Origin of the sequence: Kitasatospora sp. NPDC051853 (assembly GCF_044452665.1) — a bacterium.
Classification (GTDB): Bacteria; Actinomycetota; Actinomycetes; order Streptomycetales; family Streptomycetaceae; genus Kitasatospora.
Window position 1 is genome coordinate 270,674 of sequence record NZ_JBITBY010000006.1, and the last position, 23,097, is coordinate 293,770.

Annotated in this window: 25 protein-coding genes; 13 read left to right on the forward strand and 12 right to left on the reverse strand. The window is 73.3% G+C overall.

From position 1 onward, the window contains the following. Positions 1-8: 8 nt before the first annotated feature. From ACIA8O_RS19330 to ACIA8O_RS19345, 4 genes are read left to right on the forward strand one after another with little or no spacing between them, the layout of a single operon-like run. Positions 9-1,319, forward strand: a complete 1,311-nt coding sequence (locus ACIA8O_RS19330; RefSeq protein WP_396295100.1) for an ABC transporter substrate-binding protein — start codon at positions 9-11, stop codon at positions 1,317-1,319. Then, on the forward strand, positions 1,316-2,266 hold the full coding sequence (locus ACIA8O_RS19335; RefSeq protein ID WP_396295101.1) for a carbohydrate ABC transporter permease: 951 nt from the start codon (positions 1,316-1,318) through the stop codon (positions 2,264-2,266). Before ACIA8O_RS19330 ends, ACIA8O_RS19335 begins: the two co-directional genes overlap by 4 nt. 7 nt (positions 2,267-2,273) lie before the next feature. Next, a complete protein-coding gene (locus ACIA8O_RS19340; RefSeq protein ID WP_396295102.1) occupies positions 2,274-3,101 on the forward strand; it encodes a carbohydrate ABC transporter permease in 828 nt (275 codons plus the stop codon). A gap of 2 nt (positions 3,102-3,103) precedes the next feature. Further along, on the forward strand, positions 3,104-4,708 hold the full coding sequence (locus ACIA8O_RS19345) for an amylo-alpha-1,6-glucosidase (protein WP_396295103.1): 1,605 nt from the start codon (positions 3,104-3,106) through the stop codon (positions 4,706-4,708). Here the strand turns inward: ACIA8O_RS19345 and ACIA8O_RS19350 are convergent. From ACIA8O_RS19350 to ACIA8O_RS19365, 4 genes are all read right to left on the reverse strand, one after another. Then, complete coding sequence (locus ACIA8O_RS19350) at positions 4,692-4,928, reverse strand: hypothetical protein (protein ID WP_396295104.1); 237 nt, start codon at positions 4,926-4,928, stop codon at positions 4,692-4,694. The genes ACIA8O_RS19345 and ACIA8O_RS19350 overlap by 17 nt on opposite strands. A gap of 95 nt (positions 4,929-5,023) precedes the next feature. Continuing rightward, positions 5,024-5,455 carry a hypothetical protein gene (locus ACIA8O_RS19355; RefSeq protein WP_396295105.1) on the reverse strand — a complete coding sequence of 144 codons (432 nt, stop codon included), beginning with the start codon at positions 5,453-5,455 and terminating at the stop codon, positions 5,024-5,026. A gap of 165 nt (positions 5,456-5,620) precedes the next feature. Further along, entirely contained in the window at positions 5,621-7,300 is a 1,680-nt protein-coding gene (locus ACIA8O_RS19360; RefSeq protein WP_396295106.1) for a DUF885 domain-containing protein, read from the reverse strand. A 140-nt stretch (positions 7,301-7,440) separates the two neighbouring features. Next, the gene (locus ACIA8O_RS19365; RefSeq protein ID WP_396295107.1) at positions 7,441-7,959 is read right to left on the reverse strand and encodes a DinB family protein; all 519 of its coding nucleotides are present in this window, start codon (positions 7,957-7,959) and stop codon (positions 7,441-7,443) included. Between the two features lie 172 nt (positions 7,960-8,131). Between ACIA8O_RS19365 and ACIA8O_RS19370 the strand changes: the two genes are divergently transcribed. After that, the gene (locus ACIA8O_RS19370) at positions 8,132-9,772 is read left to right on the forward strand and encodes a hypothetical protein (protein WP_396295108.1); all 1,641 of its coding nucleotides are present in this window, start codon (positions 8,132-8,134) and stop codon (positions 9,770-9,772) included. A gap of 26 nt (positions 9,773-9,798) precedes the next feature. Further along, positions 9,799-10,698, forward strand: a complete 900-nt coding sequence (locus ACIA8O_RS19375) for a hypothetical protein (RefSeq protein ID WP_396295109.1) — start codon at positions 9,799-9,801, stop codon at positions 10,696-10,698. A 153-nt stretch (positions 10,699-10,851) separates the two neighbouring features. On the opposite strand, the gene ACIA8O_RS19380 is transcribed toward ACIA8O_RS19375, so the two are convergent. Then, positions 10,852-11,475, reverse strand: a complete 624-nt coding sequence (locus ACIA8O_RS19380) for a LysE/ArgO family amino acid transporter (RefSeq protein WP_396295110.1) — start codon at positions 11,473-11,475, stop codon at positions 10,852-10,854. 68 nt (positions 11,476-11,543) lie between these two features. Here ACIA8O_RS19380 and ACIA8O_RS19385 point away from each other — a divergent pair, with 68 nt between their 5' ends. Next, on the forward strand, positions 11,544-12,458 hold the full coding sequence (locus ACIA8O_RS19385; RefSeq protein WP_396295112.1) for a LysR family transcriptional regulator ArgP: 915 nt from the start codon (positions 11,544-11,546) through the stop codon (positions 12,456-12,458). A 223-nt stretch (positions 12,459-12,681) separates the two neighbouring features. Here the strand turns inward: ACIA8O_RS19385 and ACIA8O_RS19390 are convergent, their stop codons facing one another. Beyond that, the gene (locus tag ACIA8O_RS19390) at positions 12,682-13,608 is read right to left on the reverse strand and encodes an AraC family transcriptional regulator (RefSeq protein WP_396295113.1); all 927 of its coding nucleotides are present in this window, start codon (positions 13,606-13,608) and stop codon (positions 12,682-12,684) included. A 124-nt stretch (positions 13,609-13,732) separates the two neighbouring features. Here ACIA8O_RS19390 and ACIA8O_RS19395 point away from each other — a divergent pair, with 124 nt between their 5' ends. Next, positions 13,733-14,233, forward strand: coding sequence for a DUF1772 domain-containing protein (locus ACIA8O_RS19395; protein WP_396295114.1), 501 nt, complete (start codon positions 13,733-13,735; stop codon positions 14,231-14,233). 25 nt (positions 14,234-14,258) lie between these two features. Here the strand turns inward: ACIA8O_RS19395 and ACIA8O_RS19400 are convergent, their stop codons facing one another. From ACIA8O_RS19400 to ACIA8O_RS19420, 5 genes are all read right to left on the reverse strand, one after another. Further along, on the reverse strand, positions 14,259-14,675 hold the full coding sequence (locus tag ACIA8O_RS19400) for an SSI family serine proteinase inhibitor (protein ID WP_396295115.1): 417 nt from the start codon (positions 14,673-14,675) through the stop codon (positions 14,259-14,261). A gap of 188 nt (positions 14,676-14,863) precedes the next feature. Further along, positions 14,864-15,307, reverse strand: a complete 444-nt coding sequence (locus tag ACIA8O_RS19405; protein ID WP_396295116.1) for a hypothetical protein — start codon at positions 15,305-15,307, stop codon at positions 14,864-14,866. Between the two features lie 73 nt (positions 15,308-15,380). Continuing rightward, entirely contained in the window at positions 15,381-16,175 is a 795-nt protein-coding gene (locus ACIA8O_RS19410; protein ID WP_396295117.1) for a TIGR03084 family metal-binding protein, read from the reverse strand. Between the two features lie 101 nt (positions 16,176-16,276). Continuing rightward, positions 16,277-17,845, reverse strand: coding sequence for an AMP-binding protein (locus ACIA8O_RS19415; RefSeq protein WP_396295119.1), 1,569 nt, complete (start codon positions 17,843-17,845; stop codon positions 16,277-16,279). 81 nt (positions 17,846-17,926) lie between these two features. Continuing rightward, positions 17,927-18,355 (reverse strand): ester cyclase, encoded by a 429-nt coding sequence (locus ACIA8O_RS19420; protein WP_396295120.1) that lies wholly within the window; start codon positions 18,353-18,355, stop codon positions 17,927-17,929. A 116-nt stretch (positions 18,356-18,471) separates the two neighbouring features. Here ACIA8O_RS19420 and ACIA8O_RS19425 point away from each other — a divergent pair, with 116 nt between their 5' ends. From ACIA8O_RS19425 to ACIA8O_RS19440, 4 genes are all read left to right on the forward strand, one after another. Then, a complete protein-coding gene (locus ACIA8O_RS19425) occupies positions 18,472-19,881 on the forward strand; it encodes an FAD-binding oxidoreductase (protein ID WP_396295121.1) in 1,410 nt (469 codons plus the stop codon). An 11-nt stretch (positions 19,882-19,892) separates the two neighbouring features. After that, positions 19,893-21,053 (forward strand): ADP-ribosylglycohydrolase family protein, encoded by a 1,161-nt coding sequence (locus ACIA8O_RS19430; protein WP_396295122.1) that lies wholly within the window; start codon positions 19,893-19,895, stop codon positions 21,051-21,053. Next, positions 21,041-21,364: a contact-dependent growth inhibition system immunity protein gene (locus ACIA8O_RS19435; protein WP_396295124.1), complete on the forward strand. Its 324-nt coding sequence runs from the start codon at positions 21,041-21,043 to the stop codon at positions 21,362-21,364. Before ACIA8O_RS19430 ends, ACIA8O_RS19435 begins: the two co-directional genes overlap by 13 nt. Positions 21,365-21,508: 144 nt before the next feature. Further along, complete coding sequence (locus ACIA8O_RS19440; protein ID WP_396295125.1) at positions 21,509-21,898, forward strand: hypothetical protein; 390 nt, start codon at positions 21,509-21,511, stop codon at positions 21,896-21,898. A gap of 108 nt (positions 21,899-22,006) precedes the next feature. On the opposite strand, the gene ACIA8O_RS19445 is transcribed toward ACIA8O_RS19440, so the two are convergent. Continuing rightward, the gene (locus tag ACIA8O_RS19445) at positions 22,007-22,507 is read right to left on the reverse strand and encodes a VOC family protein (RefSeq protein WP_396295126.1); all 501 of its coding nucleotides are present in this window, start codon (positions 22,505-22,507) and stop codon (positions 22,007-22,009) included. A 97-nt stretch (positions 22,508-22,604) separates the two neighbouring features. Between ACIA8O_RS19445 and ACIA8O_RS19450 the strand changes: the two genes are divergently transcribed. Then, positions 22,605-23,069 (forward strand): MarR family winged helix-turn-helix transcriptional regulator, encoded by a 465-nt coding sequence (locus ACIA8O_RS19450; protein WP_396295127.1) that lies wholly within the window; start codon positions 22,605-22,607, stop codon positions 23,067-23,069. Positions 23,070-23,097 lie beyond the last annotated feature (28 nt).

The following is a 23,097-nucleotide window of genomic DNA, read 5'->3' on the forward strand; positions in this document are numbered from 1 at the left end:
AGCACTTCGTGTCTGTCATCAGCAGGAGAACCGCACTGCTCGCCGTCGCCACCGCGCTCACCGTGTCCGCCTGCAGCGGCTCCGGCGGCTCGGGCGCCCTGGGATCCTCCGACGCCAAGGACGGCAAGGTCACCATCCGCTGGTCCACCTGGGGTTCGGCCGAGGACCTGGACGTCTTCAAGGCCTTCACCGACGACTTCACCAAGAAGCACCCGAACATCACCCTCAAGTTCGAGCCGGTCGCCTCCTACGAGGACTACAACCCCAAGCTGCTCACCCAGCTGACCTCCAAGACCGCCCCCGACGTCTTCTACGTCGGCGACGACTTCATCGGCAAGCTGGTCGCGGACGGCGTGCTCGCCCCGCTGGACCAGCAGTTGGCCGGGCCGGACAGCAGGAGCAAGCCCGCGGACTTCTTCGAGGGCATCTACGGCGGGGCGAAGAAGGGCGGCGTCACCTACGGCGTGCCCAACGACACCAACCCCGAGGTGCTCTGGTACGACAAGAAGGCGCTCGCCGAGGCCGGGATCACCGAGGACCCGGCCGCGCTCAACCAGGCCGGGGCGTGGACCATGGCCACCTACCTGGAGATGAACGCCAAGCTCAAGGCGGCGGACAAGTACGGCTCCATCTTCTGGAACTGGTACGGCTCCACCTACAGCCTGGTGAACGGCTTCGGCGGCAAGGTCTGGGAGGGCGGCAAGTACGTCGCGCCGAGCGACCCGAAGGCCCGTCAGGCGTTCAAGGTGCTGGCCGACGGCTACAAGGACAAGACCTTCGCCTCGGCCGACCTGCTCCCGGAGGGCAACGGCCCGGGCACCCAGTTCGTCAAGCACAAGGCCGGCTTCTACGCGGGCGGGCGCTGGGTGGCCGAGAGCGTCAAGAAGGGCGGGGACCTGGCCAACTACGACATCGTGCCGTTCCCCTCGGTGGACGGGAAGCCGATCCCGAGCGCGGTGGCCGCCTCCTACCTGGCGATCAACAAGGACAGCGCGCACCCGAAGGAGGCGTTCACCTTCCTCACCGAGTTCGTCTCCAAGGAGGGCCAGGCCCTGCGGCTCAAGGGCGGCACCGCCGTCCCCTCGGTCAAGGGCGCGGACGAGCTGGTGACGGAGGGGAACTACCCCGCCCACGTGAGGACCTTCCTGGACGCCCGGGACAACGGCTTCGCCAACTACCCGGAGGAGGTGGCCGTTCCGGGCCTGACCAAGGCCGTCAACGACCACCTGATGAAGATCTGGGAGGGCAAGGTGGGCCTGGACCAGGGGCTCACCGAGCTGCAGACCCTGGTCGACGGCATGAAGGGCAAGCAGGGGTGAGTGCCGTCGCCGAGGCGCCCGCACGCGACCGGTCCCGCCGCGCCGCCACCCGGAGCGGCCGCGAGCCGCTCTGGCGGCGGCGGGACCGCCGCTGGGCCGTGCTCTTCCTGGCCCCCCAACTCCTGGGGCTGCTGGTCTTCCTGGTCGGCCCGCTGGGCTTCGCCGTGGTGCTCTCCTTCCTGGACTGGAACGGACTGGGCGACGCCACCTGGGTCGGCCTCGACAACTACGGCGCCCTGCTGGGCGATCCGTACTTCGGCAAGGCGGTCTGGAACACCGTCAAGATCGGCCTCATCACCGTGCCGGCCGGGCTGGTGGTGGCGCTCGGGCTGGCGCTCGCCCTGCACGGGGTGCGCGGCCGGACCGTCTACCGGGTGGTCTACTTCCTTCCGGTGGTGACCAGTTCGGTCGCCGTCTCGGTGCTCTGGCAGATCATCCTGGGCAGCGGCACCGACGGCATCCTGAACGGCACGGCGCGGGACCTGCTCGGGGTCACCCTGCCGAACTGGCTGGAGGATCCGGTCTGGGTGGTCCCCGCCATCGCGGTGGTGACCGTCTGGTCCTCGCTGGGCCTGAACGTGGTGATCTTCCTGGCCGGGCTCGCCACCATCCCCGCCAACCTGCTGGAGGCCGCCCGGATCGACGGCGCCGGCCCCTGGCAGACCCTGCGCTCCGTCACCCTGCCGCTGCTCTCGCCGACCGTCTTCTTCACCGTGGTGGTCTCGGTGATCAGCTCCTTCCAGGCCTTCGACCTGATCTACGTGCTGGTCAACCCGGACCACAACGAGGGCGCCCAGACCATCGTCTACAAGGTCTACCAACAGGGCTTCCGGGAGTTCCACTTCGGGCTCTCCAGTGCCGCGGCACTGCTCCTGCTGCTGCTCACGCTGCTGGTCACGGCCATCCAGTTCAAGGCGCAGAAGCGCTTCGTCCACTACGAGTCGTGAGGCCGCGATGACCAGCTTCCGCAAGCAGGCCCTGCTGCACGCCGGGCTCACCCTCGGCGGCCTGCTGATGATCTTCCCGTTCGTCTGGATGCTGCTCACCTCCTTCAAGGGGGTGCAGCAGATGATCAACGAACCGCTGGCCTGGCTGCCCGACCCGTGGCGCCCGGAGAACTACGCCGACGTGCTCCGGGCCGTCCCGCTCGGGCAGGCCTACTGGAACAGCATGTACATCGCGGCCGTCACCGTGGTGGCCACCCTGCTCACCGGCGCGATGGCGGCCTACGCCTTCGCCCGCATCCCGTTCCGCGGCTCGGGCCCGGTCTTCGGGCTCTTCCTGGCCACCCAGATGGTGCCCTCCCAGGTCATCGTGGTGCCGCTCTACATCATGCTGGCCAAGCTCCACCTCATCGACTCCCACCTGGCGTTGATCCTCCCGGCGATCGCCAACCCGTTCGCCGTCTTCCTGCTGCGGCAGTTCATCCGGGCCGTCCCGGTCGAACTGGAGGACGCCGCCCGGATCGACGGCGCGGGCCGCTGGACCATCTTCTGGCGGATCATCCTGCCCAACATCCGGCCGGGGCTGTGGACGCTGGGCATCATCGTCTTCCTGGGCAGCTGGAACAGCTACTTCTTCCCGCTGATCTTCCTCAACAGCCCAGAACTCTTCACCGTGCCACTGCTGTTGGACTCCTTCAACTCCGCCAAGGGCGGTCTGGACTACGGTCTGACCGCGGCACTGTCGGCGATGACGGTGCTGCCGATGCTGATCGCCTTCCTGGTCGGGCAGCGCAAGATCCTCAACAGCATGGCCGAGTCCGGACTCGGGGGGCGCTGAGCATGTACGTCGAACTGGACCTGGTGGAGCGGCCGTTCACCGAGCGGGGCTCGCGGCTGCTGGTGCTCGCCCCGGCGGAGGAGGACGGTCTGCGGGTGGCCCGGGCCGAGTACGAGGCGCCGCTGACGGTGGAGTTGTCACGGCTGGTGGTGCGGGACGCCGGCGGCCGGGAGCTGCCGGTGGTCTCGGCGGACCCGGTGGCGGTGCGCTTCGAGGGCGGGGCCGAGCTGCTGTTCGCCGACCCGTCGACGCTGGTGCTCACGGGGGAGGGCGGGACGGCCTCCTGGCGGCTGCCCGGCGGGACGGTGCGGTCGGTGGAGCTGACCGGGTGTCAGGTGGTCGTCGGCCCGGAGGACGGCCCGGAGGTCGGCCTGGAGGGGGAGTGGGCCGCCGGCGGTGTCCGCCGTGCCGCCGAGCGACGCTGGGCGGAGTGGTTCGCACTGCTGCCCGAGGTGCCGGAGGAGCTGGCGGAGCGGGCCCGGATGGCCTGGTGGACGCTGGCCGTCAATCTGCTGCCGATCGGCGGCCGGGAGGGGCTCGTCCCCTCCAAGTACGGCTACCTGGGGGTCTGGAACTGGGACGCGCTCTTCCACGCCGTCGCCCTGCGGCACGCCTCGCCGGCGCTGGCCCGCGACCAGATCCTGCTGCTCCTCGACCACCAGCTGGCCAGCGGCCAACTCCCGGACGTGGTGCACGACTTCGGCGTCCTGGCGGAGACCACCGACCTGCCCCGCTCCGACCTGGCCCGGCTGAGCGAGCACGTCGGCCGGGCCAACGGCGCCGGGATGTCCGCCACCCCGGTGCCCGTCACCAAGCCCCCGCTCACCGCCTGGGCGGTCTGGAAGGTCCACCAGGCCGACCCGGACCCGGAGTTCCTCGCCGAGGTCTACCCCAAGCTGGTCCGCGCCCACGAGTGGTGGTTCACCGCCTCCGACCCGGACGGCGACGGCCTGCCCGAGTACCTCCACCCGTACTCCTCCGGCCTGGACGACAGCCCCGTCTGGGACTACGGCCCGCGCGCCGAACCCCCGGACCTCAACTCCTACCTGATCCACCAGGCGGACTGCCTGGCCGACATCGCCGAGGCCACCGGCCGGCCCGAGGAGGCCGCCCGGTGGCGCGAACGGGCCGCCGCGCACCAGGAGTTGATGCTCGCCAGACGCTGGGACGGCAAGGGCTTCCGCACCCTGTCGGACGGGGCGCCGGTGCGGGTGCGGACGGTGCTCGACCTGATGCCGCTCTTCACCGGACGGCTCCCGGCGGGGGTGGCGGCGGAACTGGAGCGGACCCTGCGCTCGCCCTCCTTCTGGGGCCGCCACCCCGTCCCCACCGTGGCCTTCGACGACCCGGCCTTCGAACCGGACGCGATGTGGCGCGGCCCGGTCTGGCTGAACGTCAACTACCTGCTGGCGGAGGGCCTGGAGCGCTCCGGCTTCGCCGGGACGGCGGCGGAGCTGCGCCGCCGCACCCTGGCGATGGTCCGGGACGGGGGCGGCCTCTACGAGTACTGGAACCCGCTCACCGGGGCCTGCGCCCCGCGCGCCACCAGCGGCTTCGGCTGGTCGGCCGCGCTGTTCGTGGACCTCGCCGTCAGCGGGAGTGGTTGAGGACGTTCCCGTTCACGCAGTGGTTGACCGCGTCGCCGACCCAGGTGCCGCCCACGGGGACGACGGCGAGTTCCTGGAAGCAGACGGCGGCGGCGGTGAAGGCCCAGTTGTTCGCGGCGTTCACCGCTTCGCCGAAGTTGCTGTCGTTGTCGGCCTGCGCGGGTGTGGCCAGGGTCAGGGCGAGGGCGGCCAGGGCCGCCGCGGAGATGATCTTTCGCATGCCCCGTGCAACGACGGGCCACGGCTGACGACACGTCCCGTCCACCGTCCGGTCGTACGGTCGCGGCGGACCGGGTGGACGGGGCGGACGGGGCGTCAGACGGCGACCGCCACCAGGGGGAGGGTGAGCACCACCGTGCGGCCGGCGCCGGTGTTCTCGACGGTGAAGCGCAGGCCAGGGGTCTCGCGCAGGGCCGCCCAGCCCGCGTCCCGGAGGTGGCCCTGGGCGAAGGCCCAGTACATCGCCTCGTCCGGGACGGGCGGGCCGCCGTCGGTGATCCGGACCTCGGTCTCGCCCGCGCCGGTCCGGTAGGCCGTCACGGAGGCCTTCGCCCACGGCGGATTGCGGCGCAGCGCCTGCTCGACGAGGACGGTGAGGAGGCGGTCCAGCTCGGGCTGGGCCAGCGCGACCTCCGGCAGTCCGGCGGGCAGCCGGACCGTCGTGGCACCGGCGGGTGTGCCGGCCAGGGCCACCCGCAACGCCTCGGGGAGGCTGGCGGCGACCGGGGACAGGTCCGGTTCGGTCATGACGTCTCCTGGCTGGGGCTCTTCGGTGGGTGCGGTCATACTGTCGCACCCGGTCCGGCGGGCCACGTCACCCCGTGGTCCTGGTCCCGGCCGCCGTCCGGCGGGTCACCCCCGCCGAGCGGCGGGGGGGACGTCCGGGCCGCGTCGCAGGTCAGAGGGGGCGGCTCAGAGCGCGCCGAGCTGCTCCGCGAGGTCGTCCAGGCCGAGCGAGCCCTGGGAGAGCGCCGCCGTGTGCCAGGCCTTGAGGTCGAACGCGGCGCCGCGACGGCGCCGGGCCTCCTCCCGCCCGCGCAGCCAGACCCGCTCGCCGAGCTTGTAGCCGATGGCCTGGCCGGGCCAGCCGAGGTAGCGGACGATCTCGCTGTCCCGCTTCCCGGCCGGGGTGCCGCTGTAGGTGGCCATGAACTCGGTCGCCAGCTCGGGCGTCCAGCGCTCGCCGGGGTGGAAGCCCGAGTCGGCGGGGACCGTCAGGCCCAGGTGCATGCCGATGTCGATGATCACCCGGATGGTGCGCAGCATCTGCTCGTCCAGGAAACCGAGCCGGTGCGCCGGGTCCTCGAAGAAGCCCAGCTCGTCCATCAGGCGCTCCGCGTAGAGCGCCCAGCCCTCGATGTTGGCGCTCACCCGGCCGAAGGTGGTCTGGTAGCGGCACAGCTCGCCGGCCGCCAGCTCGGTCCACCGGGCCAGCTGGAGGTGGTGGCCCGGGACGCCCTCGTGGTACCAGGTGGTGACGAGGTGCCAGGTCGGGAAGACCGTCCGGCCCAGGGTCGGCAGGTAGGTGCGGCCGGGGCGGCCGAAGTCCAGGCTGGGCGCGGAGTAGAACGGGGCGGCGGCGCTGCCGGCCGGGGCCAGGTGCGACTCCACCCGGCGCAGCGGGCCGGAGATGTCGAAGTGCGTCCCGTCCAGCGCGGTGATCGCCTGCTCCATCACCTGCTGGAGCCACTCCCGGACCGCCTCCTCGCCCTCGACCGCGTGGCCGTGCCGGTGCAGGTGGTCCACCGCCTCCAGGACCCCGGCCCCGGGCAGCACCCGCCCGGCCTCGACGCGCATCTCGGCGGCCGTCCGGTGGAACTCCTCCCAGGCCCAGGCGTACGCCTCGTCCAGGTCGAGGTCGGCGCCCGCGTGGTCACGGACCGCCAGCCGGTAGCGCTCCCGGCCGACGGCGTCCGGGGTGCCGAGGGCGGCGGGTGCGTAGGTGTCGCGCAGCCAGTCGCGGAACCCGGCGACGGCGGCGGTGGCCGCGCGGGCCGCCTCGGTGAGCTCGCCGTGCAGCTTCTCGGGCCCGGGGGCCACGAAGTCGGCGAACCAGCCGGCGGAGCCGGTGGACTCCCCGGTCCAGGCGGTGAGTTGCTCGACCACCGACTCCGCCTGCCGGGGTGCGGCGAGCAGCCCCCGGGAGATGCCTTCGTCCAGGGTGGTGCGGTAGCCGTCGAGCGCGCCGGGCAGATTGCGCAGCCGGCCGGCCACCAGGGCCCAGTCCTCCTCGGTGGCGGTGGGCACGAAGGTGAAGACGTCGCGCACCTGGTGGACGTGGGCGCCGATGTTGCGGAGCTGACGGTAGTTCTCGCCGTTCTCGTGCAGGGCCAGTTCGGCGCTGAGGCGGTCCCGGAGCAGGCGGGCGCAGTTCCGGTCGGCGGGGGTGACGGGAGCGGGGGCCGCGGCGAGGGCGGCGAGGGTGTGCCGGGCGGTGTCGGCCTGCTCCTCGAAACCCTCCGGCGAGAGGTCCGGCTGCCGGTCGTCCCCGGAGCGGAGCCCCAACCAGGCGGCCACCAGCGGATTCCGGGCGGCCACCTGGTCGAGGTGGCGGTCGGCGATGGCGCGTGCGGTGATCGTTTCGTCTGCCATGCCGCCATCCTCGCCGAACCCGCCTTCACTGTCCGGCGGTTCGGGCACTCCCCGTGCGGGCTGCCCGTCGTTCCGGACGCCCGCGGGTTCGGACGCCCGCGGGTTCGCTTGCCCGCCGGTTCGGGCGCCCGCCGGTGCGGCTACTCGCCGGTGCGGCCGTCGGTGAGCTCGCGGACGATGTCCAGGTGGCCGGCGTGGCGGGCGTACTCCTGGAGGACGTGGAACAGGATCCAGCCCAGGGTGGGCAGCGGAGTCCCGTCGTCGGGGAAGCGGCCGCCCGGGGTGGCGTGGGTGGCGAGCGGGGTGCCCGTGACCGCCTTGCGGGTGTACGCGCCGCCCGCGTGCAGGGCGGCCAGGAGCGACTCGACGGTCTCCTCCGGGCCGACGTGCCAGCGGTCGTCGGGGCCCCGGTCGCCCCAGGGGGTGGGGAGCGGCTCGCCCTGGAAGGCCCAGCGGATCCAGCGCCGCTCCATGTGTGCCAGGTGCTTGAGCAGTTCCAGCGCGCTCCAGCCGGAGGGGAGGAGGGAGGCGCGGAGCTCCGCGTCCGGCACACCGGCGAACTTGGCGTCGACGGCGGACCGGTAGTAGTCCAGGTAGCCGAGCAACAGCTCGGTGGGGTCGGAGAGTTGGTTGTCCGGCTCGGGCAGGTGATCGCTCATGGGCCGAGTCTGCCACCCCGGCCCGGCGGGAGGGGCGGTGGTCGGCCAGAGGAGGGTGCGGTTCGGGCCAGCCGGACGGGAACGCGGGCTGCGGGAAGCGGCGGATGCCTACTGTCGGAGGGACCGTCGGTATCCGCACCGCCCGTGCGCCGCCCAGGTAGGAGACCCCGCCGTGCCGTCTCTGCTGCACTACGAGATCCTCACCGACCCGACCTCCCTCCAGGCCTCCTCCGAGGGGCGGCCGTCCGTCGGGACGGTGTACGTCATCGTCTCCAACACCCATCAGGAAGACGTCGACTGGCGGTACATCGACCTGGTGATCCCGGTCGGCACCGGCCCCGAGGACCTGACCGCGGACCGCGCGGCCATCCGCCCCGGCATCACCACGAGCTACAACACGCCCTGGGACACGGCGGATCCGGCCTTCGCCTGGGACGAGGACGAGCAGGCCTTCCGGGCCCAGCACCCCACCCGGCCGGGCAGCAAGCAGACCTTCCCGGGGCAGCAGTCGATCACCCTCACGCTGGAGAACGTCCCCGTCACGGCCGGCGGCGGACTGGTCCGCCTGACGGTCCGTGAGCGGACGGGCGGCGGGGACGGGACGGCGGCCATGCCGACCGACGCCTTCGTCACCACGCTCGCGGTGGTCAAGCAGCTGCCCCGGACCCCGCGCAACTTCCGCCCCCGGCTGGCCCTCCTCCCGGAGGGCGCGCAGGTCGAGCTGGAGTGGGACGGGCCGAGCAACCTCGACTACTGGATCCGCTTCCCGGACGGCCGGACCGTCCCGGTGGCGCTCGGTGCGGCCGGCCCCGTGGTGGTGGACCAGCCCTACACCTGGCCCACGCCGGGTGCCGCGCCCGTCCCGGTCCCCAAGCGCGGCACCACGTACACGCTGATCGCCGGGACGAACGTCGACGGGCAGCCGCAGCACGGGTACTTCCTCACCACCACCGTCCACGCCCTGGTCCCCGAGTTCGAGAACGGCATCCGCACCCCGTGGATCGAGGGCGGCAAGGACCGGGGCCGGCTCGTCCTCACGGCGGACGGCGTCCGGGTCGACGACCGCTCCGGCGGCCGGGGGACGGTGTCGGCCGGGACCGTCGAGGCGCGCGACGTGCGGACCGGGACCGTCAAGGGCCTGACGACCGACTCGGGCCGGATCCGCTTCCCCGACTCCGGGGTGGAGGTCCTGCACGGCCCGGGCGAGGACCTGGGCGTGGTCACCGCCGAACGCCTCGAGGTGAACGGCGTCGACACCAAGTGGGTCGGCGACCGCGCGGCCGGGCACGGGTGGGTGGAGTTCCCGGGAGCCGGGATCGACGTCCGGCGGGACGGCGGTCGGGCGTGGGGCGTCGTCGCCGCTGACAAGGCGGACCTCAACGGGGTGAACACCAAGTGGGTGCAGGGCCGTGACCCGGCCGACGGCTGGATCGAGTTCCCCCGCTCGGGGATCGACGTCCGCCGGGACGGCGGCCAGGAGCCGGGCACCGTCTCGGCCGGCCTCGCCGACCTCGGCGACCTGAAGACCGGCGGGGCCCACGTCCAGGGCCGGCTCACCGTGGCCGGCGGCATGAAGCTCGGCCACGAGGGCGGGCGCCTCTTCACCACCCTCCCCGACCGGATCGTCTTCCACGGCATCAACGAGTTCAAGCAGTGGGTCACCTTCGACCGCGGCCTCGCCACCGACGCGGGCAAGGGCAGCCTCTCGATCACCAAGGAGTACGGCGTCCTGATCCGCGGCTGCGACGTCCAACTCCAGCAAGGCCGCCTCTCCGTCTCCACCGGCGAACCGCCCCAGGTCCGCTTCCTCTGACGGTGCGCCGTGGCACCATCCCCGGCATGACAGAGGTCGACTGGTCCGGGCTGTTCCACGCGACGGGCTCCGCCGCCGACACGCCGAGGCGGCTGGCGGCGTTGCTCGGCGACGACCCGCGGGCGCTCGTCGAGGGGTGCATGGAGTTGTGGTCCACGCTCCGTCGGGAGGGCGGGGCGTGGCCCGCCACCGCGCCGACCGCCCTGCTGGTCGTCGACCTGTTGGACGACCCCCGGCTCGGCCCTGACGATCCGTCACTGCGGGACGCGATGCTCGTGTACCTCTACGGGGTCGGTGTCGCGGCCGACGTGGGAGGGCGGGAGAGGGAGGTCCGCGCCCGGATCGCGGGGCGCGGGCCGGAGTTGGACGCCTGGACGGCGGACTACCTGGCGGCCGACCAGGACGGCCGGAGCCGGATGTGGCAGGACGAGGGCGGGACGGGCCCGGGCGAGCTGGTCATCGAGCGGGCGGCCCTCGCCTGTGGTGACCTGGCCCCCGGACTGCTGCGGCGGGTGCTGCCGTACCTGGAGTCGGAGCACGGGCGGCGTCGGGCGCTCGCCGCCGCGGCAGTCGGCTCGCTGGCCCTCGACGCCTCCGGTACCGGTCAATGCCCCTTGCTGGTCGAGCGGTTGGCCGGAGTGGCTCGGGCCGCCTCCGGTGACCCTTACGATCTGGCGACGGTGCTGCTGGCGGTCGGCCGGCTCGGTGGCGACACCCGCCCGTGGCTGACCGACCCGCACCTGGGGGTCAGGGTCTGTGCAGCGATGGCCCCCGGCCTCGCCGGTGAGGCGGCGGCGGAACGGGAACTCGCGGTGTCACCACGGGCGTTCGTCGAGTCCTTCGGCGACATGGCGCCGCCGCCGCAGTTCCAGAGCGGGCCGTACGGGGACCTGCTCACCGCCAGGTCGTTCCGGCGGGTCGGCTGACGTCGTCAGGACGGGTGGTCGCAGGCGTGGTGGCGGGGGTGTCGTGGGTGGCAGCTGTGCAGCACTGCCCGGACGGCGTCGGCCTGTGGTTAGCTCGTCGGAGTGGTCCGGTGCACGTGGAAGCCGCGGTACCCGTCCGGCGGTCGGGGCGTCCTACGCCCCGGCGACCAGCATCCCGCCCATCCCCAGCATGGTCGCCGCGACCAGCCCGTCCAGCACGCGCCAGGCCTTCGGCCGGGACAGGACGCCGCTCAGCAGCCGGGCGCCGAATCCCAGGCCGGCGAACCAGCACAGGCTGGCCAGCACGGCGCCCGCGCCGAAGGCCCAGCGCAGGTCGCCGCGGTCGGAGGCGAGCGAGCCCAGCAGGAGCACGGTGTCGAGGTACACGTGCGGGTTCAGCCAGGTCATCGCCAGGCAGGTCAGGACTGCTCGCCGGACGGACCTCGCCCCCGGTCCGCCGCCGGTGAGGGTGGCCGTCGGATCCGGGCGCAGGGCCCGCCGGGCGGCCAGGAAGCCGTAGCAGAGCAGGAACGCCCCGCCCACCAGGCCCACCACGCTCAGCGCCGCCGGCCAGGCCGTGACCACCGTGCCCACTCCCGTCACGCCGAGCGCGATCAGCGCCGCGTCCGAGACGGCGCAGATGGCGACCACCGCGAGGACGGCGTGCCGGCGGACGCCCTGGCGCAGGACGAACGCGTTCTGGGCTCCGATGGCGACGATGAGGGAGAGCCCGGTGCCGAAACCGGCGGCTGCGGCGGTGATGGTGCTGGTGTTCATGGCTCGACCGTATGGATCGCGTAGTGATGAGTACAGCTAAAGATTCTTAGGTAACATCAGCCGTACTTATGGACGATCTCCCCCTGGACCAGGTCCGGACCCTGCTCGCGGTGGTCGACGAGGGCACCTTCGACGCCGCGGCTGCCGCACTGCACGTGACCCCCTCCGCCGTCAGCCAGCGCGTCAAGGCCCTGGAGCAGCGCATCGGACGGGTCCTGCTGCTGCGCACCAAGCCGGTGCGGCCCACCGAGTCCGGTGAGGTGGTGGTCCGCTTCGCCCGCCAGCTGGCCCGCCTGGAACGGGACGCCCGCGCCGAACTGGGCCTGGCGGCGGAGCAGGGCCCGGCCCGGGTCCCGATCGCGGTCAACGCCGACTCCCTCGCGACCTGGTTCCTGCCCGCGCTCACGCAGGTGCCGCAGGACCCGCCGATCTGCTTCGAGCTCCACCGGGAAGACGAGTCCCACACCACCGCCCTGCTGCGCGAGGGTCAGGTGATGGCCGCCGTCACCTCCTCGCCCGACCCGGTGGCCGGCTGCACCGTGCGGCGGCTCGGGCTGGCCCGCTACCTGGCCGTGGCCACGCCGGAGTTCACGGCCCGTCATCTCACCGGGGACCTGGCCGGGGATCTGAGCGAAGCCCCCACCGTGGTCTTCGACCGGCGTGACGAGCTCCAGGACGAGTTCGTCCGCTCCCTCACCCGGGGGCGGTCGGGCGCCGGGCGGACCCGCCACCTGGTGCCCGCCTCGGACGGGTTCCGGGACGCGGTGGCCGCCGGTCTCGGCTGGGGCCTCGTGCCCGAGCCGCAGGCCGAGCCGCTGCTGCGGTCCGGCCGGCTGGTGGAACTGGCACCCGCCCGGCCCATGGACGTCCCCCTGTACTGGCAGCAGTGGAAGCTCGATTCGCCCGCCCTGTCCACGGTCGCCGAGGTCGTCGCGGCGGCCGCCGCCGAGGCCCTGCTGCCCGGACCCACCCGCCGGTCGTAGACCGCGCCCGGACCACTCCTGAGCGCTCCCGGACCGCCCTGGCCCAGCCCGGGGCGTCCGTCCCGCGTTGCCGGTGGTCGGCCTCCGCACGTCGGCGGTGGTGCCGCCGTGCAGCGCCTCGGCCCCGGCGATCCGCTCGCCGGTCTCCCGGTGCCGGCGCACCCGGGCCGGAGGCCGTGATCGGCTCTGCGGGGACGGTGGAGTGACGGAGCGTCAGGAGTGCTCAGGCCGTGCGGTGTTCGGTGGGGCTGACGCCGTGGATGCGCTTGAAGGCGGTGCTGAGGGCGAACGGGGTGGAGTAGCCGACCTGGTGGGCGACGGAGGCGAGGGTGGTGGTGGGGTCGTGGAGGAGGTCGGCGGCCAGGGCGAGGCGGCGGGTGGTGAGGTAGGCCATCGGGGGTTCGCCGACCAGGTCGGTGAAGCGGCGGGCGAGGGCGGCGCGGGAGACGCCGACGGCGGAGGCCAGGTCGGCGACCGTCCAGGGGCGGGCCAGGTCGGAGTGGAGCAGGCGGAGGGCCTGGCCGACCACGGGGTCGGTGTGGGCGCAGTACCAGGCCGGGGCATCCGAGTCGGGGCGGTCGAACCAGGCGCGCAGGGTGGTGATCAGGATGAGGTCCAGCAGCCGGTCCAGGACGGCGTCCTGGCCGGGGCGGTCGAGGCCGATCTCCTCGCCGAGCAGGGTGGTCAGGGGTGAGTCGAGGGGGAGGGAGAGCAGCGGCGGGAGGGTGTCCAGCAGGCTGCGGCTGACCTCCCCGCGCAGCTGGTACGTCCCGCAGATCAGGACGGTGGGCCCGTCCGGGTTCGCGCCCCAGGTGCGGACGCCCTGGTCGAGCTCGTCGCAGAGGGGTTCGCCGTCGAGGGTGGTGGAGGTCTGGTCGGGGTGGATCACCACGGTGGGCGGGGTCTCGGGGGAGTCGGCGACGGTGTACGGGGCCGGGCCGCGCGTCACCGCCACGTCGCCGGGTCGGAGTCGGACGGGTGCGCCCTGCCCGGGGTCGGGGACCACCCAGGTGGTGCCGGCGATCGGGATCAGCAGGGTGAGCGGGGCCCGGTCCTCGATCCGGATCGACCAGGGCGGGGTGAACACGGAGCGGAGGAGGAAGGCGCCCCGGGCCCGGGGGCCGGTGAGCAGACCGGCGAGTGCGTCCATGGGCGCCGAGTGTAGACGCGCGCGTATGGAGGGGAGCCGGAGGACCATGGTCCTCCGGGGCGCAAGGCGGTTGACTGGTGGTCAGCAGGAGAACGACGGGACGCGGGACACAGGGGGAAGCACGATGGCTTGGTTCAGAACTGCGGTGCTGCTGGCGGCGACGGTGACGATGGGACTCAGCGCGGGGCTGTTCTTCGCCTACAGCTGCTCGGTCATGCCGGGGCTGGCGAAGGCGGACGACCGGACCTTCGTGGAGACCATGCAGCGGATCAACGTGGCCATCCTGAACGGGTGGTTCATGGCGGTCTTCATGGGGGCGCTGGTGCTGTCGCTGCTCGCGGTGGGCCTGCACCTGGGGGCGGGGCAGCGCGGTGCACTGCCCTGGCTGGTGGCGGCGGCGGTGCTGTACGTGGTGCTGATGGTGGTCACGGGCACGGTCAACGTGCCGCTCAACGACCAGCTGGCGGCGGCCGGTTCGCTCGACCACATCCCGGACCTGGCTGCGGTGCGGGAGCGGTTCGAGACGACCTGGGTGAAGTGGAACACCGTGCGGACCGTGGCGGGTACGGCCGGGTTCGGCTGTCTGGTGGCGGCGTTGGTGGTGGGCGGGCGCAGCACGGGGTGAGGCGGGGGGAGAGGAACGGGAGGGGTCAGAAGACGGGGGAGGTCGCGGCGCGCAGCTGGCAGCGGTTGCCGAAGGTCCGCGACCACTTGACCGGGGACCCCTCCCAGACGCCCTCGGCGGTGGCGGCGACGGGGGAGTAGAGGGCGGTGCAGAGCGTGCCGGTGGCTCCGCGCAGCCGGTCCGGGTCGCCGCCGGCCGCGGCCAGCGCGGTGCACGCGGCGTCGGGGGCGGGGTGGGTGCCGGTGGGGCGGTCGGAGCAGTCCAGCGTGGTGCGGTCGTCGGGGGTGGGGGAGACGGTCTCGCCCTCACTGACCGTCAGGACCAGGGTGGAGTTGGCCGGTTGCGGGGCGAGCGGGCGGGCCTCGGCGGGGACGACGGCCGGGGCCGCGCAGCAGGCGGCGGCCAGGGCGAGGGCGACGGGGAGCAGACGGGGAAGGGTCATGGCGACCAGCCTGGCCACGGCCGCCCGGACGCGCCAAACCACTGTCCCCCGCAGGGGTGAGGTCCGACTCGATTGGACGACCGGAGCGCGGGGCCACTGCGTGGGGCGGGGTACGGGGCCGGGGCACGGGGCCGCTGCGTGGGGCTCCAGGGCTCCGGGGTGGCCGGTCGGCGTGGGGTGACCGGCCGTCAGCCGGCCGTCGGGGGCGGGTCGGTGATGGCGGTGATCTGCAGGGAGGGCAGGTGGACGGTGAAGACGACCCGGCGGGAGCCGCCCTCGTACCAGGTCTCGGTGACAGTGACGGTGCGGGTGCCCGGCGGGCCGGCCGGCGGCGGGGACTCGTGCAGGGACCAGCTGCGCGGGATGTTCCGCTCGCGGAAGACCGGGTCGGCGCCGCCGTGGGTGGCGGACCAGGTCTCCAACTCCGCGTTCAGCGGCGGCGAGAGCGTCCGGGCCCGGATCTCGGCCGGGAACTCCTCGATCTCGCCCAGGGCGGCGAGGCGGTACTCGGCGAAGAAGGAGTCCACCTCGCCGAGCGGCGTCCGGGGCTCGGACGCCGCCGTGGCGGGCGGGGTCGCGGCGATCGGGAGGAGGAGGGCGGTGGCGGCGGCAATCGCGAAGTATTTCCTCATGGCAAAGACTTCACCATGAATTGGTAAAACATGAAATCGCTCGCCGGGGTGAACCGCCGGAACTGACGGCCGGTCAGTCGTGCTGCGGCGCGGGCCGACCGGGCCCCGGGCTCCCGGCGAAGGCCTGGGCGATCGGCAGCCAGGCCTCGGCCACCGGCCCCGACACCCGCAGGGCCAGCTCGTCGCGGTGGCGCCGCTGGGTGACCAGCAGGCAGAAGTCCAGTGCGGGTCCGCGCACCGAGTCGGCAGCATCGGCCGGGCCCCAGGTCCACGGTTCGCCGGAGGGCGCGGTCAGTTCGACCCGGACCGGCGCCTCCGGGGCCGGCAGGCCGTGCAGCACGAACGCGAACCCCATGGTCCGTACCCCGAGGTGGGCCACGTGCCGCAGCCGGGCGGTCGGTTCCCGGACCACGCCGAGGGCGTCGGCCACGTCCTGGCCGTGCGCCCAGGTCTCCATCAGCCGGGCGGTGGCCATCGTGGGGGCCTTCATCGGTGGTCCGAACCAGGGGAGTTGGCGGCCCGAGGCGGCGGCCTCGGCCAGGGCCGCGGCCAGCTCCGCGCGCCCGGCCCGCCAGCGGGCCAGCAGCTCGGCGGGCGCCTCGCCGACGCCCTCGGCGGCCCCGGCCTCCACCGGGTCGTCGCCGGTGGCCAGCAGGTCGGCGAAGCGGTCCTGGAACGCCTCGCCCTCCCGGCAGGCGAGCAGCGACCACCGGTCGGTCCAGGCGAGGTGGGAGATCTGGTGCGCGACGGTCCACCCCTCGGCGGGGGTCGGGGTCGCGAACCCGGCGGCGTCCAGCGGGGCGACGAGGGCGTCCAGCGACTCGGTCTCGTCGCGCAGGTCGTCCAGCAGAGCGGTGGCATCGGCCACGGAGTGACTCCTCAACGATGGTCGGGGACAGCGGAGTTGGGGGCCGGGCGGGAATCCGGAACGGCGGGAGGACGGACGCCGTCCCGGCCCCCGCGGCGGGGTCAGTTGACCTGGCGGTCGCGTCCCGCCCAGTAGGGTTCGCGGAGCTTGAACTTCTGCAGCTTGCCGGTCGTGGTGCGGGCCAGTTCGGTGCGGAACTCCACCGAGGTCGGGGCCTTGTACCCGGCCAGCCGCTCCTTGCAGTGGGCGATCAGCTCGGCGGCCAGCTCCTCCTCGGAACCGGAACCGGAGCCGGAACCGGAGCCGGCCGCGCCGTCCCGGCGGACCACCAGCGCCTTGACCGTCTCGCCCCACTTGGCGTCCGGCACGCCGATCACCGCGACCTCGGCCACCGCCGGGTGGGCGTAGAGGCAGTCCTCCACCTCGATCGAGGAGACGTTCTCGCCGCCGGTGATGATGACGTCCTTCTTCCGGTCCGAGACGGTCAGGTACCCGTCCGTCACGGTGCCGCCGTCGCCGCTGTGGAACCAGCCGTCCCGGATCGCCTCCGCGGTCTCGGCGGGCTGCTGCCAGTAGCCGGTCATCACGGTGTTGGAGCGGATCAGCACCTCGCCCTCCTCGTCCACCCGCAGCTCGGTGCCGATCGAGGGCGACCCCTGCCGTACCAGCCGCTCGGCCCGCTCCAGCGGCGGGAGGTCGTCCCACTCGGACCGGCCGCGGTTGACGGTGACGATCGGGGAGGTCTCGGTCAGGCCGTAGATCTGCATGAACTCCCAGCCGAGCTCCTCCTCCACCCGCTGCACCACGGAGGTGGGCGGCGGCGCCCCGGCGACGATCATCCGGACCCGGTCCCGGCCGGGCACCGGCCCGTCCCACTCGGCGGCGGCCGCCAGCACCGAGGCCACCACGGCGGGGGCGCCGCAGAGGAAGGTGACGCCGTACTGCTCGATCCGGCGCAGGATCTCGGCGCCGTCCACCTTGCGCAGCACCACGTGCTGCGCGCCCAGGCCGGTGAGGGCGAACGGCATGCCCCAGCCGTTGGCGTGGAACATCGGCAGGGTGTGCAGGTAGACGTCGCGGTCGCTGGCGCCGAAGTGCAGGCCCATCAGCACCGCGTTCAGCCACAGGTTGCGGTGGGTGAGCTGAACGCCCTTGGGGCGGGCGGTGGTTCCGCTGGTGAAGTTGATCGTCGCGGTGTCCGACTCGGCGATCTCGTGGTGCACCGGCTCGCGGTCGAAGTCGTACAGCTGGGCGTCGCTCTCCGCACCCAGCACGAAGCGGTGCTTGACCGGCACGCCGGCCAGTGCCTCGTCCAGCTCGGGGTCGACCAACAGGGCGCTGGCCCCGCTGTGTTCGACGATGTAGGCGACCTCCTCGGCCCGCAGCCGGAAGTTCACCGGGACCAGGATGCGGCCGTGGCCGCTGACCCCGTAGAGCGAGGTCATCAGCCGGGCCGAGTTGTGGGAGACGATCGCCACCCGCTCACCCGGCCCGATGCCCAGCCGGTCCAGCCCGGCGGCCTGGGCGCGGGCCAGCTCGGCCACCCGTCGGTACGTCAGGTCGCCCCAGGACTCGGCGGGTTGGAGCGGTTCGTCGACGACCCCGATCCGGTCGCCGTAGACCGTCTCGGCCCGCCGGAGGAAGTCCATCACGGTGAGTGGAGTCTGCATGGGGCACACTCTGCCGCGCGGGCCGCCGCACCGACAGGGGGCGTACCCCTTCCGGCCCACCCGTACCGTGGGTCCGACGCGTCACTCCTCGGGGATCAGGCCCAGCTGGCTCATGAACTCGAACTGGTCGAAGTAGAGCCGGTACTCCACGATCCGGCCGTCCCGCACGGTGGCCAGGTCGCAGCCGCGGATCCTGATCTCCCGCTGGGTGGGCGGCAGTTTCGAGCCGTCGGGCATGGTCAGCGGCCCGGTGTTGCGGCCGGTGTAGTAGCCCTCGTCGATCGCGGTGTCCCCCACCTCGTACGCGGCGACCGGCTCGAAGTAGGCCTCGGGGATCGCCTCCGACATGTCCCCGAAGTAGTCCACCAGGGCTTTGCGTCCGCGCAGTTCCAGCTGGTCCGGGGTGGACGCGACCACGTCCTCGGCGAGGCATTCGCCGAGGGCCTCCAGGTCGGGCGTACCGGTCACCGCAGCGGTCATGCGGTCCATGAGCTCGCGTGCCTCGCCCATGGCGACCACCTCCTCGGTCAAGAGGGACAGTGCTTCCCATTCTCCTCCCGGGACGCCCCGGAGGCCCGGTGCCAGACTGGGAGGGCGGGGGCCGGACGGCGGCGAGGGAAGAGCCGATGGACACCAGCACGCAGGTGGACGTCAGGGAGCTGCGGCGCGGGTTCCGCGGACGGCTGGTCCGGCCGGGAGACCCGGAGTACGAGGAGGGCCGCCGGATCTGGAACGGTTCGATCGACCGGCGCCCGGCCCTGATCGCCTACTGCACCGACCCGGCCGACGTGGCCGCCGCCGTCCGCTGGGCCGCCGCCCGCCACGCTGCCGGCGGCGACCTGCCGGTCGCGGTCCGCAGCGGCGGGCACAGCTTCTCCGGCCAGTCGCTCTGCGAGGGCGGCATCGTGATCGACCTCTCCGGGCTGCGCCGGATCACCGTGGACGAGGAGGCCCGCACCGTCCGCGCCCAGGCCGGGGCGCTGCTCGGCGAGCTGGACGCGGCCACCCAGGCGGTCGGGATGGCCGTCCCGTCCGGCATCGTCACCCACACCGGACTGGCCGGGCTCACCCTGGGCGGCGGGATCGGCTGGCTGATGCGCAAGCACGGCCTGACGGTCGATCAGCTGGTCGGCGCCGAGCTGGTCACCGCCTCCGGGGAGCGGGTCCGGGCCGACGCCCGGGAGAACCCGGAGCTGTACTGGGGCCTGCGCGGGGGCGGCGGCAACTTCGGGGTGGTCACCGAGTTCGAGTACCGGATGCACCCGGTCGGGCCGACCGTGCTGGCCGGGCCGCTGATCTGGCCGGTGGCCGACTCGGCCCGGGTGCTGCGCTTCTACCGGGAGTGGATCGAGGAGGTGCCGGACGAGCTGACCACCGCCGTGGTGCACCGGACCGCGCCGCCGCTGCCGGGCGTTCCGCCGGAGCTGGCGGGGCAACTGGTCGTGGCGGTGCTCTGCTGCTGGGCGGGGGACCTGGAACAGGGGGAGAAGGTGCTGCGCCCGCTGCGCCGGTTCGGGCCGCCGGCCGCCGACCTGTGCCACCCCAAGCCCTTCCTGGAGCACCAGGCCTCGCTGGACCCGTCCTTCCCGCCGGGGCGCTGGTACTACTTCAAGTCCTGCGACGTGGCCCGGCTCTCCGACGAGGTGATCGACGTGACCGCCGAGCACGCGGCGCGGATCGCCTCCCCGCTCACCAGCTTCCCGATCTTCCAACTCGGCGGTGCCATCGCCAGGGTGGGCGAGGAGGAGACCGCCTTCAGCGGCCGCGGCGCCGGGCACACCTTCAACATCAACGCCACCTGCGCGGGCCCCGAGGGCTTCGAGGAGGAGCGGGCCTGGTCCCGCGGGCTGTGGCGGGCGCTCACCCCGCACCACACCGGCGTCTACGTCAACTTCCTGATGGAGGAGGGCGAGCAGCGCGTCCGGGAGGCCTACGGCGAGGCGAAGTACCGGCGGCTGCGGGAGCTCAAGCGCGCCTGGGACCCGGGTAACCTGTTCCGGCTCAACCAGAACATCAGACCGGATCCGACAGACTGAGGAGCCATCAGGTGCAGCACGCGTCCTGGGCCGAACTGACCGCCTACCGCTCCCGGCTGCGGGGCTGCCTGCTCGGCGGAGCGATCGGGGACGCGCTGGGCAACCCGGTGGAGTTCCGTTCGCTGGCGGACATCCGGGCCGCGTACGGTCCGGCCGGCGTCACCGGCCTGGTGCCCGACCACGAGGGCGTGGTCGGGCGGATCACCGACGACACCCAGATGACCCTGTTCAGCGCCGAGGGCCGGCTCAACGGCTACCGCCGGGCCCGGGCCAAGGGCATCACCGGGGCCGAGGGCGAGCTGGTGCTGGACGCCTACCTGCGCTGGCTGGACACCCAGGACCTCCCGGCCCCGCCCCCGGCCGAGGGCCTGCGCCACCGGGGCGGCGAACTGCGGCAGGAGCCCTGGCTCTACGCCCGCCGCGCCCCCGGCAACGCCTGCCTCTCCGGCCTGCGCACCCCGCAGGCGCCGCACCCGTACGCCGAACTCACCGGCGCCCCCGGACCGGTCAACCCGGGCTCCAAGGGCTGCGGCACCGTGATGCGGTCGGCGCCGTTCGGCTTCACCCAGCAGGGTGCCGAGCACTCCTTCCAGCTGGCCGCCAACTGCGCCCAGATCACCCACGGCCACCCCACCGGCTACTACGCGGCCGGCGCCCTCGCGGCGATGATCAGCCACCTGGTGGACGGCGAGTCCCTGCCGGGGGCGGTGCTGCGGACGCTGGAGCTGTTGCGGCGGTACCCCGGGCACGAGGAGACCTCCACCGCGCTGCGGCGGGCCGTCGACCTGGCGGCGGAGGGCGAGGCGAGCGCGGAGCAGCTGGAGCGGCTCGGCCAGGGCTGGGTGGCGGAGGAGGCGCTGGCCATCGCGGTGTACGCGGTGCTGGCCCCGACCCGCCCGCAGTCCTACAGCTACGGCCACGGCCCCACCGTCTGCGACCCCTCCCCGGCCCGCACCCCGATCGAGGCCGCCTTCCTGCTCTCCGTCAACCACTCCGGCGACAGCGACTCCACCGGCTCCATCGCCGGCAACCTGCTGGGCGCCCACCACGGCGACGTCCGCCTCCCGCTGCACTGGCTGAAGCGGATCGAGGGCCGCGCCGTGATCGCCCAGGTGGCCGACGACTTCGCCGCCGAGGTCAGCCCGGGCGAGAAGCGTCCGTGGGAGCACTGAGCGAGGGCGCCGGGCGGGAGGGTTCCGGCTACCCGGAGGTGGTCTACTTCGCGACCTCCTCCTTCCACCAGGACCTGCCCCGGGACGGGTGGCCCGGCTCGGCGGTCGACGAGTACCTGGAGCGGGAGGTGACGGAGACCTTCCAGGGGTTGCGGGCCGACCTCGACCGACTGGAGCGGGAGCGGGTCGGCGAAGAGGAGCTGGGGGCGCTCTGGCGTCGGAACGGCACGGTGATGTTCGACCCGCCTGCGGTGGGGACGTCCTACCGGGAGTGGTTCGCGGCGCTGCGGGCCCGGGTCGAGGGCGCGTAGGGGCGGCCGGGGGAGCCCCGGCGCACTCGTGCGGGTGGAAGCGGAAGTGATCGCTCCGCCGGGCGGGTGACGGGGGCTCATGGGGCGGGCGGGGGCTGCCGATTCAGGTGGAGTCCCGTACCGACCTCGGAGGACTTCATCATCATGCGTACGACTCTTGCCAAGATCACCGCTGCCGCCGCCATCTGCGGCTGTGCCCTCGTCATGGGCGCGGGCGTGGCCTCGGCCCACAACCACTGCCGCCACTCGCACGGCTCGCTGGCCGTCGGCGGCAACGCCGTGACGGTGGGCGACGGTGCCGCGATGGCGGTCGGCGGTGACGTCGACGCCGCCGGTGACGCGGGTGCGGTGGGCGGCGACGCCATGGGCGGCGGTGCGGCCGGTGCGGTCGGCGGCGACGCCCACGGCGTCGACTACGCGGGTGCGGTGGGCGGCGACGCCTGGGCCGAGGGCCCGGCGGCCGCGGTCGGCGGCGACGCCGAGTCGCTGTGCGAGGACGCCATGGCCGTCGGCGGCGACGCGCTGGGCTACTGAGCCGGGGCCGATCGGCCCTGATCACACGTCAGCGGGGCCCGGCCGGTGATCCCGGCGGGGCCCCGCTGACGCGCGTTCCCGTGGGCGGACGGAGGGACGGACGGTCCGTCAGGTCGCGGAGCCGGCCGCCGCGCCGGTCCTGAGGTCGGCGCCCCAGCGGGCCAGCTCGGCGTGCAGGTCGAGCGAGCGCATGCCGGCCCCGTCCTCCGCGGAGGGCCACTCCTCGCGCGGCACCCGCCACATCACCTCGAACTCGATGCCGTCCGGGTCCTTGGCGTAGAAGGACTTGGAGACCCCGTGGTCGGTGGCGCCGACGATCGAGCCGGTGGCGCTCAGCCTGGTGGCGATCTCGGCCAGCTCGCCGAGGGTGCCGACCTCCCAGGCTAGGTGGTAGAGCCCGACGCTGCCGCGGCTGGGGGAGGGGGCCTGCTCGCCGACCGCGAAGAGGCCGAGGTCGTGGTCGTTCAGGGTGTCCTCGGCGCTCAGGAAGGCGGCCCGGCCGGGGATCTCGACGTCGACCTTGAAGCCGAAGGCGTCGGTGTAGAAGGCGACCGAGCGAGCCACGTCGCGGACGTAGAGCACGGCGTGGTTCAGGCGACGGACTGGCATGGGAAGCTCCTCCTCCGGAAATTTGGTTCAAATTTGAACCTGACATACCTCACGGTACACCTTGGTTCGAATTTGAACAACCGATAGAATCGGCGGCATGGACGAGCCCAGATGGTTGGACGATGAAGAGATGGCCGCCTGGCGGGGCTTCGTGGTCGCCAGCAATCTGGTCGAGCGCCGCCTGGAGCAGCAGCTCAAGGAGAGCGCGGGCCTGTCCCACACCCAGTACGAGATCCTCAGCCAGCTCTCCGAGGCCCCCGGCCGCTCGCTCCGGATGACCGACCTGGCCGACCGCCTGGTCACCTCCAAGAGCGGGCTCACCTACCAGATCACCCAGTTGGAGAAGGCCGGGCTGGTCAGCCGCCGCTCCTGCTCCAGCGATGTGCGCGGCGTCTTCGCCGAGCTCACCGAGCATGGCTGGGAGGTGCTGCGCGAGGTCGCCCCGGGGCACGTCGCCACCGTCCGCGAGGCCCTGATCGACCTGCTCACCCGGGAGCAGCTGGCCGTGCTGGCCGAGGGCCTGGGCACCGTCAGCGCCCGCCTGCGCGCGGGCGACCGCTGACGTGCCGGGCCCCGCTGACGCACCGGGC

What these genes read in the sequence shown, in the direction of transcription:
- ACIA8O_RS19340 (WP_396295102.1), top strand. Translation starts at nt 2,274, where the DNA reads ATGACCAGCTTCCGCAAGCAGGCCCTGCTGCACGCCGGGCTCACCCTC.
- ACIA8O_RS19345 (WP_396295103.1), top strand. Translation starts at nt 3,104, where the DNA reads ATGTACGTCGAACTGGACCTGGTGGAGCGGCCGTTCACCGAGCGGGGC.
- ACIA8O_RS19350 (WP_396295104.1), bottom strand. Translation starts at nt 4,928, where the DNA reads ATGCGAAAGATCATCTCCGCGGCGGCCCTGGCCGCCCTCGCCCTGACC.
- ACIA8O_RS19355 (WP_396295105.1), bottom strand. Translation starts at nt 5,455, where the DNA reads ATGACCGAACCGGACCTGTCCCCGGTCGCCGCCAGCCTCCCCGAGGCG.
- ACIA8O_RS19360 (WP_396295106.1), bottom strand. Translation starts at nt 7,300, where the DNA reads ATGGCAGACGAAACGATCACCGCACGCGCCATCGCCGACCGCCACCTC.
- ACIA8O_RS19365 (WP_396295107.1), bottom strand. Translation starts at nt 7,959, where the DNA reads ATGAGCGATCACCTGCCCGAGCCGGACAACCAACTCTCCGACCCCACC.
- ACIA8O_RS19375 (WP_396295109.1), top strand. Translation starts at nt 9,799, where the DNA reads ATGACAGAGGTCGACTGGTCCGGGCTGTTCCACGCGACGGGCTCCGCC.
- ACIA8O_RS19380 (WP_396295110.1), bottom strand. Translation starts at nt 11,475, where the DNA reads ATGAACACCAGCACCATCACCGCCGCAGCCGCCGGTTTCGGCACCGGG.
- ACIA8O_RS19385 (WP_396295112.1), top strand. Translation starts at nt 11,544, where the DNA reads ATGGACGATCTCCCCCTGGACCAGGTCCGGACCCTGCTCGCGGTGGTC.
- ACIA8O_RS19390 (WP_396295113.1), bottom strand. Translation starts at nt 13,608, where the DNA reads ATGGACGCACTCGCCGGTCTGCTCACCGGCCCCCGGGCCCGGGGCGCC.
- ACIA8O_RS19395 (WP_396295114.1), top strand. Translation starts at nt 13,733, where the DNA reads ATGGCTTGGTTCAGAACTGCGGTGCTGCTGGCGGCGACGGTGACGATG.
- ACIA8O_RS19400 (WP_396295115.1), bottom strand. Translation starts at nt 14,675, where the DNA reads ATGACCCTTCCCCGTCTGCTCCCCGTCGCCCTCGCCCTGGCCGCCGCC.
- ACIA8O_RS19405 (WP_396295116.1), bottom strand. Translation starts at nt 15,307, where the DNA reads ATGAGGAAATACTTCGCGATTGCCGCCGCCACCGCCCTCCTCCTCCCG.
- ACIA8O_RS19415 (WP_396295119.1), bottom strand. Translation starts at nt 17,845, where the DNA reads ATGCAGACTCCACTCACCGTGATGGACTTCCTCCGGCGGGCCGAGACG.
- ACIA8O_RS19420 (WP_396295120.1), bottom strand. Translation starts at nt 18,355, where the DNA reads ATGGGCGAGGCACGCGAGCTCATGGACCGCATGACCGCTGCGGTGACC.
- ACIA8O_RS19425 (WP_396295121.1), top strand. Translation starts at nt 18,472, where the DNA reads ATGGACACCAGCACGCAGGTGGACGTCAGGGAGCTGCGGCGCGGGTTC.
- ACIA8O_RS19440 (WP_396295125.1), top strand. Translation starts at nt 21,509, where the DNA reads ATGCGTACGACTCTTGCCAAGATCACCGCTGCCGCCGCCATCTGCGGC.
- ACIA8O_RS19445 (WP_396295126.1), bottom strand. Translation starts at nt 22,507, where the DNA reads ATGCCAGTCCGTCGCCTGAACCACGCCGTGCTCTACGTCCGCGACGTG.
- ACIA8O_RS19450 (WP_396295127.1), top strand. Translation starts at nt 22,605, where the DNA reads ATGGACGAGCCCAGATGGTTGGACGATGAAGAGATGGCCGCCTGGCGG.